Genomic DNA, 14,926 nt, shown 5'->3' on the forward strand with positions numbered 1-14,926 from the left:
GTTGCCTGGCCGCGTCCGCGGTCGGCGTCCCTTCCTCGAGTGCGATGAGTGGTGCTGAAGCACTGTTCGTCACCCGGGGAAGGGACATCTTGAAGTCTGCCGAGGAAATCATGGAAATCTTGGATGCTTACGATCTGACTGGGTCGTTGCGTGACACCGCGGAGTTGGTGGGGTGTTCTCATCACACGGTGAAACGCTATGTGGAGGCCCGCGACAAGCTGGGTGGCCCGCCGTCGGGGACGGCCCGCCGGTCCCGGTTGATCGACGACTACCTGGACAAGGTCGAGGAGTGGGTCGAGCGGTCGAAGGGGAAGGTCCGCGCCGACAGGGTCCACCAGAAGCTGGTATGGCTGGGCTACACCGGCTCGGAGCGCACCACCCGCCGCGCGGTCGCGGCCGCGAAGACCGCGTTCCGGGTCGGGAACCGCAGGGTCCATCGGCCGTGGGTGACCGAGCCGGGGATGTGGTTGCAGTACGACTACGGCGACGGGCCGTTGATCGACGGGGTCAAGACGGTGCTGTTCGTGGCCTGGGTCGCGTGGTCGAGGTTCCGGGTGGTGCTGCCGCTGCGGGACAAGACCCTGCCCTCGGTGTTCGCGGCTTTGGATGTCACGTTCCGCCGGATCGGGGGCGTCCCGACGTATGTGTTGACCGACAACGAGAAGACCGTCACCAGCGAGCACATCGCCGGGATCCCGGTGCGGAACCAGCAGCTGGTCGCCTTCGCTGCGCATTACGCGGTGACCGTTCACACATGTGTTCCGGCGGACCCGGCGAGCAAGGGTGGCACCGAATCATCGGTGAAGCTCGCGAAGGCCGACCTGGTGCCCACCGACGCCAACCTGCGCGACGCCTACGACACGTTCGCCGACCTCGAGGCCGCCTGCGAGGCGTTCTGCGACCTGGTGAACAGTCGTCCGCATCGGGTCACCCGACGGGCCCCCGTCGAGATGCTGGCCGAGGAACGGCCGCGGTTGCATCCTGTCGCGGCGGCGCCGTTCACGGTCGCGTTCGGGACCACGAGGGTGGTGCCGGACAACACGCCGATGGTGAACTTCGAACACGGCCAGTACTCCGTCCCGCACCGGCTCTGCGGGGCCACGGTCTGGGTCCGCGTCCACGGCCGCGGCGCGGATGAGCAGATCGTGATCTGCCACCTCACCGACACGGGCCCGGTCGAGGTCGCCCGCCACCGACGCGCGACCCCCGGCACGCCGATGCTCGACGACACGCACTTCCCGCCCGCACCAGCCGGCGCCCTGGAACGGACCCCCACACCCAAGTCGGTGGCTGACAGCGAGTTCCTCGCCCTGGGTGAAGGGGCGCGGATCTGGCTGGTCGAGGCCGCCGCCGCGGGCGCCGGGAAGATGCGAGTCAAGATGGCCGCCGCGGTCCAGCTCGCACGCCTGTTCAACCCCGCCGACGTCGACTGGGCCTTGGGACATGCCGCCGTCCACGGCCGCTTCGCCGAGGCCGATCTGGCCTCCATCCTCGACCACCACCGCAGCCGACCCCACCCCCAACAGCTGCAGGCCAGCGAAGACAAGTCCCTGACCCAAGGCACCCGCGGCTGGGCCACCTACGGCACCACCAACCCCGAGGAGATCGCCTCATGACCGGCCAGAGCGCCCCGGTGGCTGGGGTTCCGGTCGCCCCGCCGCTACCGGCCGACCTGGAAGCGTTGCTGCGCCGGATGCGGTTGCCCTACATGCGCACCGCAGCACCTGACATCCTCGCCACCGCCCGAGCGCAACGCTGGGACCCCGCCGAAGTCGTCAAAGCCCTCCTCGTCGAGGAGGTCACCGGCCGTGAACGCTCCGCGCTGGCCACCCGCCGCACCGCCGCCGGGTTCCCCACCGGCAAAACCTTCGACGCCTGGCAGGACACAGCATCCTCGATCCCGGCCCCCACCCAACAAGCACTCCGGACCCTGGAATGGGTCGGCCGGCGGGAGAACCTCGTCGTCTGCGGCCCCTCCGGCACCGGGAAGACGTTCTTCCTCGAAGCACTCGGCCACCTGGCTGTCGAACAAGGACTGCGCGTCGCCTGGTTCACCCTCGAAGACCTCGGCCTGCTGCTACGTCGGCACCGCGCCGACGACACCGTGTCGAAAGCCATCGCCCGGATCCTGCGCGCCGACCTGGTCGTCGTCGACGACATCGGCCTGCTACCCGTGTCCCACGACGCCGCCGAGGGCCTCTACCGCTTGGTCGACGCCGCCTACGAGAAACGCTCCGTCGCGATCAGCTCCAACCTGCACCCCGCCGGCTTCGACGAACTCATGCCCAAAACCCTGGCCACCGCCACCGTCGACCGGCTCCTCCACCACGCCCACGTCTGCCAAACCAGCGGCGACAGCGTCCGACTCACCCAAGCCCTCGCCGGCCGGGGGGTGACCCCCTTGCACTAACCCAGCCTCGACCGAGGTGGATGGCCAACAACCCCCCAGGGGCAGATCCCATGGCCACCACCGGGCACATCTCGTGACCGCCACCGGGCAGGTTTCATGTCCGCCTCCGGGCAGAAACCAGTGGCCCTTGACAGCTGTTGGCAGGGATAGCGGGGTTCTTCCTGCTCGTCTTGAGTGTGCGCAGGGGCCCGCCCTCGTGGCTCGCGGTTGGATTCTTGATCGCGGGGGCGGTCGTGCCTCTACTCGGGTTCTGGGCCTTCGGGAGTCTCGGGTGGATTGCGCTGTTGGCGCAAACTGCGATGGCAGCCAGTGCCGCGGCGGCGATTATCTCCCGTGGCTTGGCCGAGGCTGAAGCCACCGTTCTCCAACAACATCTCCGCTCCGAACCCTGAGCGGACATGCACTCTATTAAACGCGCGCACATGCCGCTCCTGGGACGGTCGAGTCCGGTGTGGCAGGTGTATGGCCAGACCGGATCGCATCGGTGCAACTGACGCGTGACCTCGACTCTTCCGTCCATACTTGCAGGAACGTACGTCATAACGTACGCTGCTTGGTGGAGGTGGTACCCATGACTGCTGTAAGCGCAACGTCTGCCCGCGCGAACCTGTACCGGTTGATCGACCAGGTCAACGAGGAGTCCGAGCCGCTGACCATCACCGGCCAGCGTGGCAACGCGGTGCTTATCGGCGAGGAGGACTGGCTCGCCATCCAGGAGACGCTGTTCCTTGAGTCGGTACCGGGGTTGGCCGATTCCATCCGGCGCGCCCGCGCGGAGGGCGTCGACGCGGGCTCGACCGAGCTTGACTGGTGAGTCCCTGGACTCTGGTGTACTCGCGCCAGGCCCAGAAGGACGCCAAGAAGCTGGCCTCCTCAGGGCTGAAGACGAAGGCGCAGCACCTGCTAGAGGTTCTGGCTCAGGATCCGTTCACCACGCCACCCAAGTACGAGAAGTTGGTCGGCGACCTCGCTGGCTGCTACTCACGGCGCATCAACATCCAGCACCGACTTGTCTATGGGGTGCTCCCTGATCGCCACGTCGTCCACATCCTGAGGATGTGGAGCCACTACGAGTAGCCACTCACCGAACATCCGGACATGCCGCGGTGAGCGAGGGCAGCCTTCGACCCGTCGCCCGGGACCGGTTCGTGAAAGTCACCAACGACGCCGACGGAAAGAAGCCCGAGGTCAACTGGGACGTCATCGAACGTGCCAGGTTCTGCGCCGGGTTCAAGGGCTACGTCACCAACATCGGCACCGACGTCATGGACGGCGCAACGGTGGTGGCCGCCTACCGGGACCTGTGGCACGTCGAGGAGTCCTTCCGGATGGCCAAGGGAGACCTCCAGGCCCGCCCGATCTTCCACCGCAAGCGCGAACCGATCGAGGCCCACCTCACCATCGTGTTCGCCGCGCTCGCGGTCGCCCGGCACCTCCAAGAGCAGACCGGCGTCAGCATCAAGCGCCTCGTGCAGACACTTCGCCCCCTGCGCACGGTCACGATCACCATCGCCGGCCAGCCCATCCAGGCCCAACCACGGCTCACCGCGGAAGCCGAAGCCATCCTCACCAAGATCCCTGGTCGAGCGGGGCACTAAATCAGGCCCGAATTGTTGAACTCAGGCCTGGCCCGCCTGGTGGCGGCACTCAGGCATCCGATGGGGGCTTCGTTGTCACGGGATCCCGCCGGTGGCGAGAGACTCCATCATCTTCGCAGACTCGAGCGACGACCCATCCGCACCAGAGCCCATCCCATCCAGACGACGGTCAGGAGTCCACTGATGATGAGGTGCCGCGCGCCGGCCGCCTGACACTTGGTGGCCCACTCCGGGAAGACGTTGCCGGGCGAACCATGGAACGTGACAGATACGAACGCCTGGTCGCAGGACAGGTCGACACCCGAATCTTGAGGGACCGTGGGGGCCCACAGCATGATCACGAATACTGTCAGTGCCAGGAACGTCCCGGTCAGGGCTACTGGCCACCCACTTCGCGAGTGACCGGCCGAACGTCGGGCAAGGAGGGCGGCGCCTGTTGCGATGACCAGCAAGGCAGGGAGTAGCAGCAGGGCGAACAGAGCCAGGACTGCTGACGATTCCACATACTCGGTCATCGTGCTACTCGTGGGGAAGCGCGCCATTCGTGGAGGACCATGCTAGGTGATCAGCCCGTACCAATGGATGGTGCTCTTGCCTTGGCTTTGTGCGATGCGGATCGACTCGCTCAAGAGTATGTTGTGACGGTTGCTGCTCTTCTGGGAGATCCGAGGTTCATTCGTCGACGAGTGTCCGGTAACGATCATGACGTGGTCGATCTTGCCGTCCGGAACGTTGTTGGGGTCCCAATCGACATAGAGGTAGTCCGCCAAGCGCGCCTCCCAGATGTTCGGAAGTCGCCATTTTCCTCCCCGCTGGATCATCCACGATTGCTGGGTGTGTGATCTAGACCACGTATCTGAGTACCTGCTGAGGAAGAGACATGGGCTTGCGTTGTTCTTGTGGGTCCAGTTATCGAACGAGGAGCTGCTGCAGATATAGTCGCGGTGTGCGGGCCACCCGCCAGCGTTTAGGACCTGTGAAGCGAAGTTGGCGCAGTTGTTTCCGGCGTCCCCATACCACTCGCTCAGGTTGTCCGACGTGGTCCATTCAAGCGCATAATCTCTCATGGCATAGTAGTTCAGGCTTGGAAGGGCTCTCGATGCTGTGGACGAACCGCTGAGGTCCGCCTTGTCTCGGTCGGCTACTTCTGAGGCCTCGGAGCGCACGGCTGAACTCCTACCTACAGCTGGTTGCCACGCTAGGGCATCCCTTGACTCGGTCTCGCTGCGCGTACCCGGCCTGCTGCTCATGGCTTCCTCATCGCTCACTGTGGAGACGTTGACACTCCCGAGTGATTCATCGAACCGGTAGTATTCACTCCATCCTGCCTCTGAGGTGCCCGCGCTGTCCTCTAGTGTGAGTGTGGTAGAGATCTGCCAGATGCCGTCGGGAAGCCCCGATGGGACGATCTCCGCGTCGACGACTCGGTAGCCGGCCAACTCGTAGTTCTGGCGTGCTTGAACCACGTCATCGGCAATCGTCGATGGAAGGCCCTCGCGCATGGACTGCTGGGTCGTCGGAGACTGTTCCCAAGCCTCCTCGATCAGTGGGGCAAGTTGATCAACAAGATCACGGGGGGGTGGGAGGGTCTCTGCATGGGCCGCTTTTGGGGCGTTCGTCGCTACGAGGGAGATGGTTACGAGTGAAATGGCGGCCAGTATGGCCAGCTTCATTGGCTTCACGTTGCCACCGTAACAGCCTACCTGCGCAGGCAGTCTCCGGAGCTGCACTGATCAACTGGCTATGGCCGAAAGTCGACTGTGCAGGTCCAACCTAGATCAGCGGAAGTCCATTTATGACTGGTCGAGCTCAGCGCGCCGAACATCAACCAGTTGCCTGAAGTCGCGTCTATCAACTCGGTGCCCCTGACTGACCCTTGGCTACACCACAACCTGGATCTGGTCGGCCGCTCCGCGGTCGTGCACAAGGTCACGAGGCGACAGCGCGCGCAGGCTGCTTGACGAACAGGGCGACGAGGAAGCCCGCCAGCAGCACCAGCACCACGCCGAGGATGCCCCAGTACTGCGCCGACTCCTCCGCGGACCCCGTCACCGCGACACCGACCGCGATCGCCAGGCCGAACATCGTCGGAGCCAGGAAGCTCACCGCGCGCCCCGTAGTGGCGTAGAGCCCGAACATCTCGCCGCTCATGCCCTCGGGGATGAGGCGGGCCAGGAACGACCGGCTGGCGGACTGCGCGGGGCCGACGAACAGCGTCATGCCGAGGCCGAAGATCCAGAACACGGTCTTGCCGCCGTCGTGGAGGAAGAAGATGCCCAGGCCCAGGCCGACGAGCATCGCCAGCGACACCAGGATGACGGTCTTGGGGCCGAGCCGGTCGTCGAGCAGGCCGAACAGCATCGTCGCGACGCCGGCCGTGACGTTGGCCACGACCCCGAAGATGACGACCTCGCCGAACGTGAAGCCGAAGGTGCCGGCCGCCAGGACGCCGCCGAACGTGAACACGCCGGCCAGCCCGTCGCGGAACAGTGCCGAGGCGATGAGGAAGAACAGGGTGTTGGGGTTGTCGCGCCCGACCCTGGCGATGGAGCGGAACAGCTCGCGGTAGGAGCCGACGATGCCCAGCGACGGCGGCACGTGGTCGGGCCGCCGGTCCTTGATGGCCAGGAAGATCGGGACGGTGAACATGACGGTCCACGCGCCGCAGATGAGCATGGCGAAGCGGACGTCGTCGGGCGTGAAGTCCGAGCCGAGGACGCCGATGATGACGAGCAGGATCGTGATGCCGCCGAGGTAGCCCAGCCCCCAGCCCAGCCCGCTGACCCGGCCGACGTTGGCCGGCGTGCTGACCTGGTCCAGCGCCGCGTAGTAGTTGACGTTGGCGATCTCGGAGACGACGTTGCCCGCCCCCAGCAGCACGGCCCCCAGCAGGAAGTACTCGGGGGCCGGGGCGACGAAGTACATGGCCGCGCAGATCGCGGCCAGCAGCCACGTCTGCCACCGCAGGTGGAACATGCGCTTGCCGGTGCGGTCCGCGCCCTGGCCCAGCACGGGAGCGAGCAGCGCGATGAGCAGGCCGGCGGTCCCGGTGGCCCAGGCGAGCTTCATCGTCACCTCGTCCTTGTCCCCGAAGGCGGAGCTGGTCAGGTAGACCGAGAAGACGAAGGTGGTGATGACGGTCGCGAACGGCTGCGTCCCCCAGTCCCACAGGGCCCAACTGAAGACCTTCCGGCCTGGGGCCCGGGTGGGGGACAGCGCGCCGGTGCGGGGTGCGGCGTCGTCGACGGCGGGGGGCTCGAGGGTGCTCACGCGAGCAATGTAGGCCGTGCCGGTGAACGTCGGGAGTCATCTCCCTAAACGGGGATGGTCAGATTGGGCTGGTGAGACGTGTTTGAACCCGGCCCGCCAGGGGTAGTGTCCGAAACGAGAACCTTGACCCCCCAAGGAGGGCAATCATGCGTATCGGATCTTCCGTCTTCCTCATCGCGCTCGGCGCGATCCTGGCGTTCGCCGTCGAGGCCGACATCCCCTATGTCAGCCTAGACCTCGTGGGGTACATCCTGATGGCCGCCGGCCTGATCGGTCTCATCTGGGCGCTCATGGCGCAGAACCGCAGCCGGACCACCGAGACCCGGACCGTGCACGATCCGAACACCGGCGAAACGGTGCGCCGTTCGGAGTCGTCCGAAGGGATCTAACTCCCCCAGACCAGCAGCCCCTCGCCCACCCGCCCCCGGTGGCCGAGGGGCTGCTTTGTGCGCTCCCCACAACCGGAGTGGACTTCAATCAGAGGTTCCCTCCAGGGTTGTATGGTGGGGGCGCACGCCCGTTTTTGTAGACACGACGGCGCCCACGATGGTCGCCGGGACCAAAGAAAGGCAATCGCATGACCGACAGCGGAGTCCTCAAGTACGGGGATCTCGAGCTCGAACTGCCGATCGTGGAGGCCACGCAGGGCAACAACGGATTCGACATCAGCAAGGTGCTGGCCAAGACCGGCGCCACGACGCTGGACCCCGGCTTCGTGAACACCGCATCGTGCACCTCGGCGATCACGTTCATCGACGGTGACCAGGGCATCCTGCAGTACCGCGGGTACCCGATCGAGCAGCTGGCCGAGAAGGCGACCTTCATCGAGGTCGCCTATCTGCTCATCTACGGGGAGCTTCCGACGCAGGAGCAGCTGGACGAGTTCCGGCTGAAGATCTCGCGCCGCATGATGCTCGACGAGCGCATGCGCGAGCTGTACCGCTGCTTCCCCCGCGGGGCGCACCCCATGCAGGTGCTGGCCGCCGGCGTCATGGCGCTCGGCTCCTTCAACCGCGACACCCTGTCCGTGCACGACTCTGCGCAGGTGGAGGAGGCGTCGCTGCGCCTGCTCGGCTCGATGCCGACGCTCGCCGCGTACGCGTACAAGAGCTCCGTAGGGGAGCCGTTCCTGTACCCGCAGACCAAGCTGGGCTACGTCGAGAACTACCTGCGTCTGTCCTTCGGGACCCCGCAGGAGGAGTACGAGATCGACCCCGCGATCGTGCGCGCGTTCGAGACCCTGTTCATCCTGCACGCGGACCACGAGCAGAACGCCTCCACCTCGACGGTGCGGCTGGTCGGCTCGGCGGACGCGAACATCTACGCCTCCATCAGCTCTGGCGTCAACGCGCTGTCCGGCCCGCTGCACGGCGGCGCCAACCAGGCCGTGCTGGAGATGCTGGCGAGGATCCACGACGAGGGCCTGGACATCAAGGAGTTCGTGTCGCTGGTCAAGGACAAGAAGTCGGGCGTCAAGCTCATGGGCTTCGGGCACCGGGTCTACAAGAACTACGACCCGCGCGCGAAGATCATCAAGGGCCACGCCGACGAGCTGCTGCGCAACTCCGGCCGGAGCAACCGCCTGCTCGAGATGGCGCTGGAGCTGGAGGAGACGGCGCTCAACGACGAGTACTTCATCGAGCGCAAGCTGTACCCGAACGTCGACTTCTACACCGGCCTGATCTACGAGGCGATGGGCTTCCCGGCACAGCACTTCACCGCGCTGTTCGCACTGGGCCGTCTGCCCGGCTGGATCGCGCAGTGGCGCGAGCAGCACGCGGACCCGACGCGCAAGATCGGCCGCCCGCGGCAGATCTACGTCGGCGAGACCAAGCGCGACTACGTGCCGATCACCGAGCGCTGATCAGTCGAGCCACGCGGCGGGCCCGTCCCCTCGGGGGCGGGCCCGCCGCCTCGTCATCGACGCCTCGCGTGTCGCGCCTGCCTGAATGCGTCGCGCCTGCCTGAATGCGTCGCGCCTGCCTGAATGCGTCGCGCCTGCCTGAATGCGTCGCGCCTGCCTGAATGCGTCGCGCCTGCCTGAATGCGTCGCGCCTGCCTTCCTTTGCCTGGCGCCTGCCTGAACGCGTCGCGCCTGTCCTTGAGGGCAGGCGCGACGCACCAGGGCAGGCGTCCGGACCTGGCCCGCTGGCCCGCCGCTATCCTGAGCGCCATGGCGACGACGATGCGTGAGGTGGCGGCGCTCGCCGGCGTGTCGATCAAGACTGTCTCCCGCGTCGTCAACGAGGAGCCGCACACGCGTCCGGAGGTGGTGGCTCGTGTGCGTGCCGCCATCGCGGAGCTCGGCTGGACTCCCAACCCGAGCGCCCGCAACCTGCGCACCGGCCGAACCGGCACTGTCGCGATCGCCGTCGAGGGGCTCCGTCGGCCCTACCTCGCCACGCTCGTCGAGGTGCTCGTCGATGAGGTGGCCAGGCGCGGCCTGGACGCCACCGTCGAGCCCACGGGCGGTGACCCCGCCATGCTCCGTTCCGTGGTCTCGGCCGCCGGACGCATGCACGACGGCGTGGTGGTCATCGGTGACGTGCCGCCAGGCGTGGGCGAGGGGGGCGCTGAGCCGCCGGCGGTGGTGGTGCTCCAGGGCACCCGCTCGGACCTCGCGCTGGACAGGGTAGACGAGGATGTGGCCGTCGCCGCGGCGCTGGTGTCGCGGCATCTGGTGGTGATGGGGCGGTCGCGCCCCGTGGTGCTGGGCGCCGACCGCGGGCATGGTCTCGAGAGGGGCGTCGCGGCCACACGTCCCTCGCAGGCTCTGCGGGCGGCGCTGGCCGCCGTCGACATCGCCGTCGACGACCTTCCGTTCGTGGCCCGCGGTCCTGCGCTCGACCGCGCCGCCGGTGTGGTCGCGGCCCATGAGGCGCTGGCGCGGTTCCCGGAAGCCGACGCCTACCTCTGCGCCAACGACGAGGTGGCTCTCGGTGCCCTGGTCGCGCTGGCGTCGAGGGGGATCGAGTGCCCCGGTGGTGTCGCCGTGCTCGGCAACGGCAACCTCGTCGACGGGCGGTTCGCGTCGCCGTCGCTCACCACCGTCGACCCCCACCCGAGGGCGATGGCGAGGGCCGCGCTGGACCTCCTGGTCGACCGGATCGAGGGCCGTCAGCCCGGCGGGCCCAGGGCGGTCACGATCCCGGTGGATCTGGTCCGGCGCGAGTCGACGATGGGGAGGCCGAGGACATGACCCCCCGCCCCACCCTGCAGGACGTCGGCGCCAGGGCAGGCGTCTCCGCCAAGACCGTGTCGAACGTGCTCCTCGGCCGGCCGAACGTCTCGGATGCCACGCGCGCCCGCGTCTGGGAGGCCGTCGAGTCCACCGGGTACGTCGCCAACGCGGCCGGGCGTGGTCTGGCGTCCGGGCGCACAGGCAGGATCGCCCTCGTGGTGCCCAACCTCCATCAGCCCTACTTCGCCGAGATGACGGAGCGCCTCATGGTGGAGCTTGCCACGCACGGGCTGACCTCCACGCTCATCATCGCCCGCACCGGTGAGGATGAGCGGCGCGTCGTCCTCGGCGAGGCGGCTCCAGGGGTCGACGGGGTGATCATCCTGCCTCACGAGTTGAGCTGGGAGATGCCCAGCGACGTCACCCCGCCCCGGCCCGTGGTGCAGCTCGGAGGGGCGCGGACCACCGGGCTCGACTGGGTGGCGATGGGGGAGCGCGTCGGCATGCGCCTGGTTACCCGGCACCTCCTGGCGCAGGGGCATCGTCGCTTCGCGGTGCTGTGGAACGGCGAGATCGCGGCCGATGATCCGGGGGAGCGGTTTGGCGGCATCCTGGACGCGCTCGGCACCGCGGGCCTGGGCCGCGACGACGTGACCATCATCACCGGCTCGGACTGGGACCGCCGGGAGTCCGGGTATGAGGCCATGGCCGGGCTGCTGCGCACCGGGCAGGCGTTCGACGCGGTGATCGGCGTCAACGACGCCCTCGCCGTCGGCGCGATGCGGGCCCTGCGCGACGCGGGGCTGCGGGTTCCCGAGGATGTCGCGGTGACTGGCTTCGACGACACCGAGGAAGGGGCCTTCCTGCTTCCGTCGCTCACGTCGGTCTCGCCCGAGGCCGCCGAAATGACCCGGCAGGCCGTGCGTCTCCTGGTGGATCGCCTCGACGGCTACGCGGGCCCGCCCCGGGAGGTGCACACCGGCGCCCAGCTGGTTGCGCGTGCCTCGACAGGCCCCGGCCAGACAGGACTTGGCGCCTGAGCCCCAGCCCCTGACCCAGTGCGGAAGGGCGGGCCCGAGTGCCTTGATGAGTGAGGATCTCCTGCGGCCCCCGGCGTCACCCGGGGTCGTCGTGATGGTCCGTGCCCAACCTCGCGTCGCGGGCGCGGGCCACGAGTTCGGCCCGGCTGGAGGCTCCGGTCTTGGCGAGAATGTCGCTCACGCGATTCTGGACGGTCTTGACCGAGAGGAAGAGGCGCGACGCGATGGCCGGGTTGGGAAGGCCGAGCGCCACCAGGCGCAGCACTTCCAGTTCCCGAGGGGTCAGCATCGCGAAGGCGACGGGGCGGGGCGAACTGGTGGCTGCCTGCACGATGTGGGCGCCGATCGCCCCGTCGAGGACGGTCTGTCCGTCGGCGAGGGTCTCGATGGCGCGCACGATCGAGCCCCGCGCGGCCCCCTTGAGGAGGTAGCCGTGAGCCCCGGCGCTGAGGGCACGATGCACCTCGTGGCGGTCCTCGTGCATGGTGAGGATCAGCACTCGGGCATCCGGGTTGTGAGCGAGTATTCGCCGGGTTGCGCCCGCTCCGTCCAGCCCCGGCATGTCCAGGTCGATGACAGCCACGTCGAACGTGACTCCGGCCGCCAGCGCGACCACCTCGTCCCCGGTGGCGGCTGAGCCGACCACGAGGATCCCGGGCGCCGTGGACAGCAGCAGCGACAACCCGTCCAGGAAGACGGGGTGGTCGTCGGCGATCAGGACCCGGATGGCCACGGTGCTCCCCCTGGAACGCGCGCCACCACACGGGTTCCTCCCTCGCTGGTCTGGCCGAGACTGAGTGATCCCCCCACAGCGTTGACGCGCTCGGCCATCGAGCGGCGCCCAACCCCAGCCGGACGCCCTTGGAGGCCGATGCCGTCGTCGCTGACCTCCAGTTCGACCCACTGGCCCACCTGGCGCAGTCCCAAGGTGCAGGAGGCGGCGCGGGCGTGCCGGACGACGTTGCGGACGGCCTCGGCGGCCACTCGAAACAGCACAGCCTCGGTCTCAGGAGGTAGTTCCGGGGACCGTGCCGGCTCGAGAGTGAAGCGGACCCCGCTCGCCTCGTACCCGCCGACCAGCGCCGCCAGCGCGGTGGCGAGATCGGTGTCCGCGAGGGCTGATGGGCCAAGCTCGTCGATGAACCGGCGGACCTCGACCACTGCGGTCTCGGCCTGCTCTCCGATGGAGGCCAGTACGAGGTCGACCTCCTCAGCCGGCGCGGCACTCTCGACCAGGTTGCGGGCAGCCTCAACCCGCATGGTGATCGATCCGAGGAGCGGACCGAGGGAGTCGTGCAGATCACGCTGGAGCCGTGCTCGCTCCTCTTCGCGCACGGTGCGTAGGCGGTCGAACCGCCGACGAAGGTCGAGATCCCACAGGTCGTGCCGAGCCACCGCGTACGCGATCGCCGCAGGCAGCACCAGCCAGGACAACCCCTCGGCCAGGACTGCGTGTCCCGACAACAGCGCCAACGGCGAGGCGACTGCCAGGAACAGGAGCGCGAGCATGACCATCCGCAACTGACGCTGCCGCGATGCTGAGGAATGACCCCAACGCTGCACCAGCGCCGCCACCGCCGCGGCCAGCAACACGGGCTGGACGAGGAAGATCACCGGGAGTGCGGCGTCCAGCACTCCATGCAGGGCGGTGACGCCGATCGGGTTGGTCAGTGGGGTCAACTGATCGGCGCCGAGCGCCCCGGGCAACAGGGCGGTCACGGTCATGGCCGCGAGTCCCCAGCCGAGCACCGCCCACTCGACGATCCGCCAGCGCCTGCCCGGCAGCGAGCCGTCGGGGAAGCGCAGGATCAGCAGTATCGCCAGCACTTGTCCCGGGAGCCAGACCCAGTTGGTCAGCCATCCCAGCCAGGTGGCCGCCGACGTGCTCCCCTGAGCGAGCGCCAGGACGGCCAGGCCGAGGCACAGCCGGGCGACGACGTTGGCCAATGCCGCCGTCACCATAAACCACCCGGCGATCTGACTCCCCCTGACGTTGACCACCAGGGCACCCGTCCCAGCCAGGACCACCATCCCGACCACGAACAGCGCGTTCGAGGCCGAGGATGAGGGGTCGCCCGACAGGGGAGCCGACGTGGCGGTCATGACCAACACGGACATCCCGGCCAGCGCGGTGGCGGCGGCGGAGGCTACGGCGAGCCCCCGCCGGTTCCCCACGCTGTCCGTGAATCCGCCGGTCATGGACGACACTCTAGGCACGCCCACGCCGTCTCAGAACGGACAGGCCGATCCAGAGCAACGCGCCGCCGACAGCCACGTTGGACAGTGGGCCGATCGCCGGGATCGTCACCGCACCTATGAGCAGCAGGACCGCAGCGGGCCACGGGAAGGTCCCCCGACGCCACCCGCTCACCGCGAGCCAGACCGTCCCCGACATGGCAGCCACCCCGGCCGACAGTAGAGGAACGAGCAGCACGGCATCGGGCGCCGTGTCGAGCAGATCTGGTGCGTGCGACGCGAGGAACGGGTTGTAGAACGCCAAGGCGAAGCGGGTGCACGCGTCCAGCGCCACTCCGGCTCCGGCCGCCACGCCGGCCCGTGCGGAGACCATCCCAGCGCCTGATGAGCCGCCCCCCAGAAGCGGATACACCTGGCTCAGCACGATCAGGCATCCTGCCCACAGGGCGTAGTGCACCAGGTGCGCCGACTCCCCGGACTTGACCGAGTACGGGCTAGGGTCGAACATCATCACCGGCCCCAGGACTGCCCCCAGCGCGAGCAGAACGGCGCCTGTGGCTGCGAGCGCTCCGGGCAGCGCCCGTCCTGGAGCCCCAGGGCTCTGGATCCCGGCGAACGGGACCGGCGCTGCGGTGTCGTGGATGGTCATGGCTCCTCCTCAAGTTGTGGCTGAACCCAAGCCTGCGACGCCCGGATTCCCGGGAACAGGAGGCCAATCTCACTGCGAAGTCTCAACCTCTCGCGGCGAGGTGACCGAGGGCGGGGGAGCGTCGCTCTTCATCCCGGCCACGACCCGTTCGCAGAGGACACGGCCTCCATAGCCCCGGGTGACGCCCCGCCGCCTCGCTGCGCGACCTTCCCAACGCCTCGGGGCGTTGGTCAGCGAGCGGAGAGACGGTCAACGCCTCGCGCGCGGGTGCCGTCGGCGTCGGGTGAGCGCCTGACGCGCGGCGCGATACATGGTACGGACAGCGTCGTAGACCAGCCAGAGCCTAGAGCGGCGATCGACATGTACAGCAGGTAGGGGATGAGGGCGCTTGGAACAAAGTTGACCATCGAGTTCTCGAAGATTTCCTCCAGAGGATTCGACTCGGCCAATGTCCACGCGAGCCACAGGGCGGCCGCCGCGGCCGGCAGTTCCAGAAGGGCCAAGAGCACGCGTCCCGTGTAGATGTGCCTGGTCCGGGCTGTGGGCCTGACGATTCTGGTCATGGCTACATCACTTCCGATG

General features: G+C 68.0%; 16 protein-coding genes. 9 read left to right on the forward strand and 7 right to left on the reverse strand.

All coding sequences use genetic code 11. From position 1 onward, the window contains the following. Positions 1-89: 89 nt before the first annotated feature. The 5 genes from istA (at position 90) to ACFQPD_RS08860 (ending at position 4,008) form a co-directional block, all read left to right on the forward strand. The gene (istA, locus tag ACFQPD_RS08840) at positions 90-1,616 is read left to right on the forward strand and encodes an IS21 family transposase (RefSeq protein WP_385900168.1); all 1,527 of its coding nucleotides are present in this window, start codon (positions 90-92) and stop codon (positions 1,614-1,616) included. Beyond that, positions 1,613-2,410 (forward strand): IS21-like element helper ATPase IstB, encoded by a 798-nt coding sequence (gene istB, locus ACFQPD_RS08845; RefSeq protein ID WP_291918600.1) that lies wholly within the window; start codon positions 1,613-1,615, stop codon positions 2,408-2,410. The genes istA and istB overlap by 4 nt, the downstream gene beginning before the upstream one ends. A 571-nt stretch (positions 2,411-2,981) precedes the next feature. Next, positions 2,982-3,224, forward strand: a complete 243-nt coding sequence (locus ACFQPD_RS08850) for a type II toxin-antitoxin system Phd/YefM family antitoxin (protein WP_068751161.1) — start codon at positions 2,982-2,984, stop codon at positions 3,222-3,224. Further along, positions 3,221-3,487: a Txe/YoeB family addiction module toxin gene (locus ACFQPD_RS08855; RefSeq protein ID WP_385900169.1), complete on the forward strand. Its 267-nt coding sequence runs from the start codon at positions 3,221-3,223 to the stop codon at positions 3,485-3,487. The genes ACFQPD_RS08850 and ACFQPD_RS08855 overlap by 4 nt, the downstream gene beginning before the upstream one ends. A gap of 29 nt (positions 3,488-3,516) precedes the next feature. Then, positions 3,517-4,008: a hypothetical protein gene (locus ACFQPD_RS08860; RefSeq protein ID WP_385900171.1), complete on the forward strand. Its 492-nt coding sequence runs from the start codon at positions 3,517-3,519 to the stop codon at positions 4,006-4,008. A gap of 107 nt (positions 4,009-4,115) precedes the next feature. Here the strand turns inward: ACFQPD_RS08860 and ACFQPD_RS08865 are convergent, their stop codons facing one another. The 3 genes from ACFQPD_RS08865 to ACFQPD_RS08875 form a co-directional block, all read right to left on the reverse strand. After that, on the reverse strand, positions 4,116-4,343 hold the full coding sequence (locus tag ACFQPD_RS08865) for a hypothetical protein (RefSeq protein WP_385900172.1): 228 nt from the start codon (positions 4,341-4,343) through the stop codon (positions 4,116-4,118). A 222-nt stretch (positions 4,344-4,565) separates the two neighbouring features. After that, positions 4,566-5,681 carry an amidase domain-containing protein gene (locus ACFQPD_RS08870; protein ID WP_385900383.1) on the reverse strand — a complete coding sequence of 372 codons (1,116 nt, stop codon included), beginning with the start codon at positions 5,679-5,681 and terminating at the stop codon, positions 4,566-4,568. Between the two features lie 256 nt (positions 5,682-5,937). Beyond that, positions 5,938-7,278: an MFS transporter gene (locus ACFQPD_RS08875; protein WP_385900174.1), complete on the reverse strand. Its 1,341-nt coding sequence runs from the start codon at positions 7,276-7,278 to the stop codon at positions 5,938-5,940. A 146-nt stretch (positions 7,279-7,424) separates the two neighbouring features. Between ACFQPD_RS08875 and ACFQPD_RS08880 the strand changes: the two genes are divergently transcribed. The 4 genes from ACFQPD_RS08880 (at position 7,425) to ACFQPD_RS08895 (ending at position 11,499) form a co-directional block, all read left to right on the forward strand. Continuing rightward, entirely contained in the window at positions 7,425-7,667 is a 243-nt protein-coding gene (locus tag ACFQPD_RS08880) for a DUF6458 family protein (RefSeq protein WP_385900175.1), read from the forward strand. A 188-nt stretch (positions 7,668-7,855) separates the two neighbouring features. Continuing rightward, positions 7,856-9,142, forward strand: a complete 1,287-nt coding sequence (locus ACFQPD_RS08885; protein ID WP_353082460.1) for a citrate synthase — start codon at positions 7,856-7,858, stop codon at positions 9,140-9,142. Positions 9,143-9,451: 309 nt separating this feature from the next. After that, positions 9,452-10,477 (forward strand): LacI family DNA-binding transcriptional regulator, encoded by a 1,026-nt coding sequence (locus ACFQPD_RS08890; RefSeq protein ID WP_385900177.1) that lies wholly within the window; start codon positions 9,452-9,454, stop codon positions 10,475-10,477. Then, entirely contained in the window at positions 10,474-11,499 is a 1,026-nt protein-coding gene (locus ACFQPD_RS08895; RefSeq protein WP_385900179.1) for a LacI family DNA-binding transcriptional regulator, read from the forward strand. The genes ACFQPD_RS08890 and ACFQPD_RS08895 overlap by 4 nt, the downstream gene beginning before the upstream one ends. Before the next feature lie 76 nt (positions 11,500-11,575). Here the strand turns inward: ACFQPD_RS08895 and ACFQPD_RS08900 are convergent, their stop codons facing one another. From ACFQPD_RS08900 to ACFQPD_RS08915, 4 genes are all read right to left on the reverse strand, one after another. After that, positions 11,576-12,232, reverse strand: coding sequence for a response regulator (locus ACFQPD_RS08900; RefSeq protein WP_385900181.1), 657 nt, complete (start codon positions 12,230-12,232; stop codon positions 11,576-11,578). Further along, positions 12,214-13,698, reverse strand: coding sequence for a sensor histidine kinase (locus ACFQPD_RS08905; protein ID WP_385900182.1), 1,485 nt, complete (start codon positions 13,696-13,698; stop codon positions 12,214-12,216). The genes ACFQPD_RS08900 and ACFQPD_RS08905 overlap by 19 nt, the downstream gene beginning before the upstream one ends. Positions 13,699-13,708: 10 nt before the next feature. After that, entirely contained in the window at positions 13,709-14,344 is a 636-nt protein-coding gene (locus ACFQPD_RS08910; protein WP_385900184.1) for a hypothetical protein, read from the reverse strand. 230 nt (positions 14,345-14,574) lie between these two features. Next, the gene (locus ACFQPD_RS08915; RefSeq protein WP_385900186.1) at positions 14,575-14,907 is read right to left on the reverse strand and encodes a hypothetical protein; all 333 of its coding nucleotides are present in this window, start codon (positions 14,905-14,907) and stop codon (positions 14,575-14,577) included. Between the last annotated feature and the right edge of the window lie 19 nt (positions 14,908-14,926).

Source organism: Tessaracoccus sp. O5.2 (assembly GCF_964266725.1).
GTDB lineage: Bacteria > Actinomycetota > Actinomycetes > Propionibacteriales > Propionibacteriaceae > Arachnia > Arachnia lapidicapta.

Bases quoted from the DNA above. Each gene is read 5' to 3' on its own strand.
- ACFQPD_RS08890 (WP_385900177.1), top strand. From the start codon at position 9,452: ATGGCGACGACGATGCGTGAGGTGGCGGCGCTCGCCGGCGTGTCGATC.
- istB (WP_291918600.1), top strand. From the start codon at position 1,613: ATGACCGGCCAGAGCGCCCCGGTGGCTGGGGTTCCGGTCGCCCCGCCG.
- ACFQPD_RS08865 (WP_385900172.1), bottom strand. From the start codon at position 4,343: ATGCTGTGGGCCCCCACGGTCCCTCAAGATTCGGGTGTCGACCTGTCC.
- ACFQPD_RS08915 (WP_385900186.1), bottom strand. From the start codon at position 14,907: ATGACCAGAATCGTCAGGCCCACAGCCCGGACCAGGCACATCTACACG.
- ACFQPD_RS08850 (WP_068751161.1), top strand. From the start codon at position 2,982: ATGACTGCTGTAAGCGCAACGTCTGCCCGCGCGAACCTGTACCGGTTG.
- ACFQPD_RS08870 (WP_385900383.1), bottom strand. From the start codon at position 5,681: ATGAAGCTGGCCATACTGGCCGCCATTTCACTCGTAACCATCTCCCTC.
- ACFQPD_RS08905 (WP_385900182.1), bottom strand. From the start codon at position 13,698: ATGACCGGCGGATTCACGGACAGCGTGGGGAACCGGCGGGGGCTCGCC.
- ACFQPD_RS08885 (WP_353082460.1), top strand. From the start codon at position 7,856: ATGACCGACAGCGGAGTCCTCAAGTACGGGGATCTCGAGCTCGAACTG.
- ACFQPD_RS08880 (WP_385900175.1), top strand. From the start codon at position 7,425: ATGCGTATCGGATCTTCCGTCTTCCTCATCGCGCTCGGCGCGATCCTG.
- ACFQPD_RS08910 (WP_385900184.1), bottom strand. From the start codon at position 14,344: ATGACCATCCACGACACCGCAGCGCCGGTCCCGTTCGCCGGGATCCAG.
- ACFQPD_RS08895 (WP_385900179.1), top strand. From the start codon at position 10,474: ATGACCCCCCGCCCCACCCTGCAGGACGTCGGCGCCAGGGCAGGCGTC.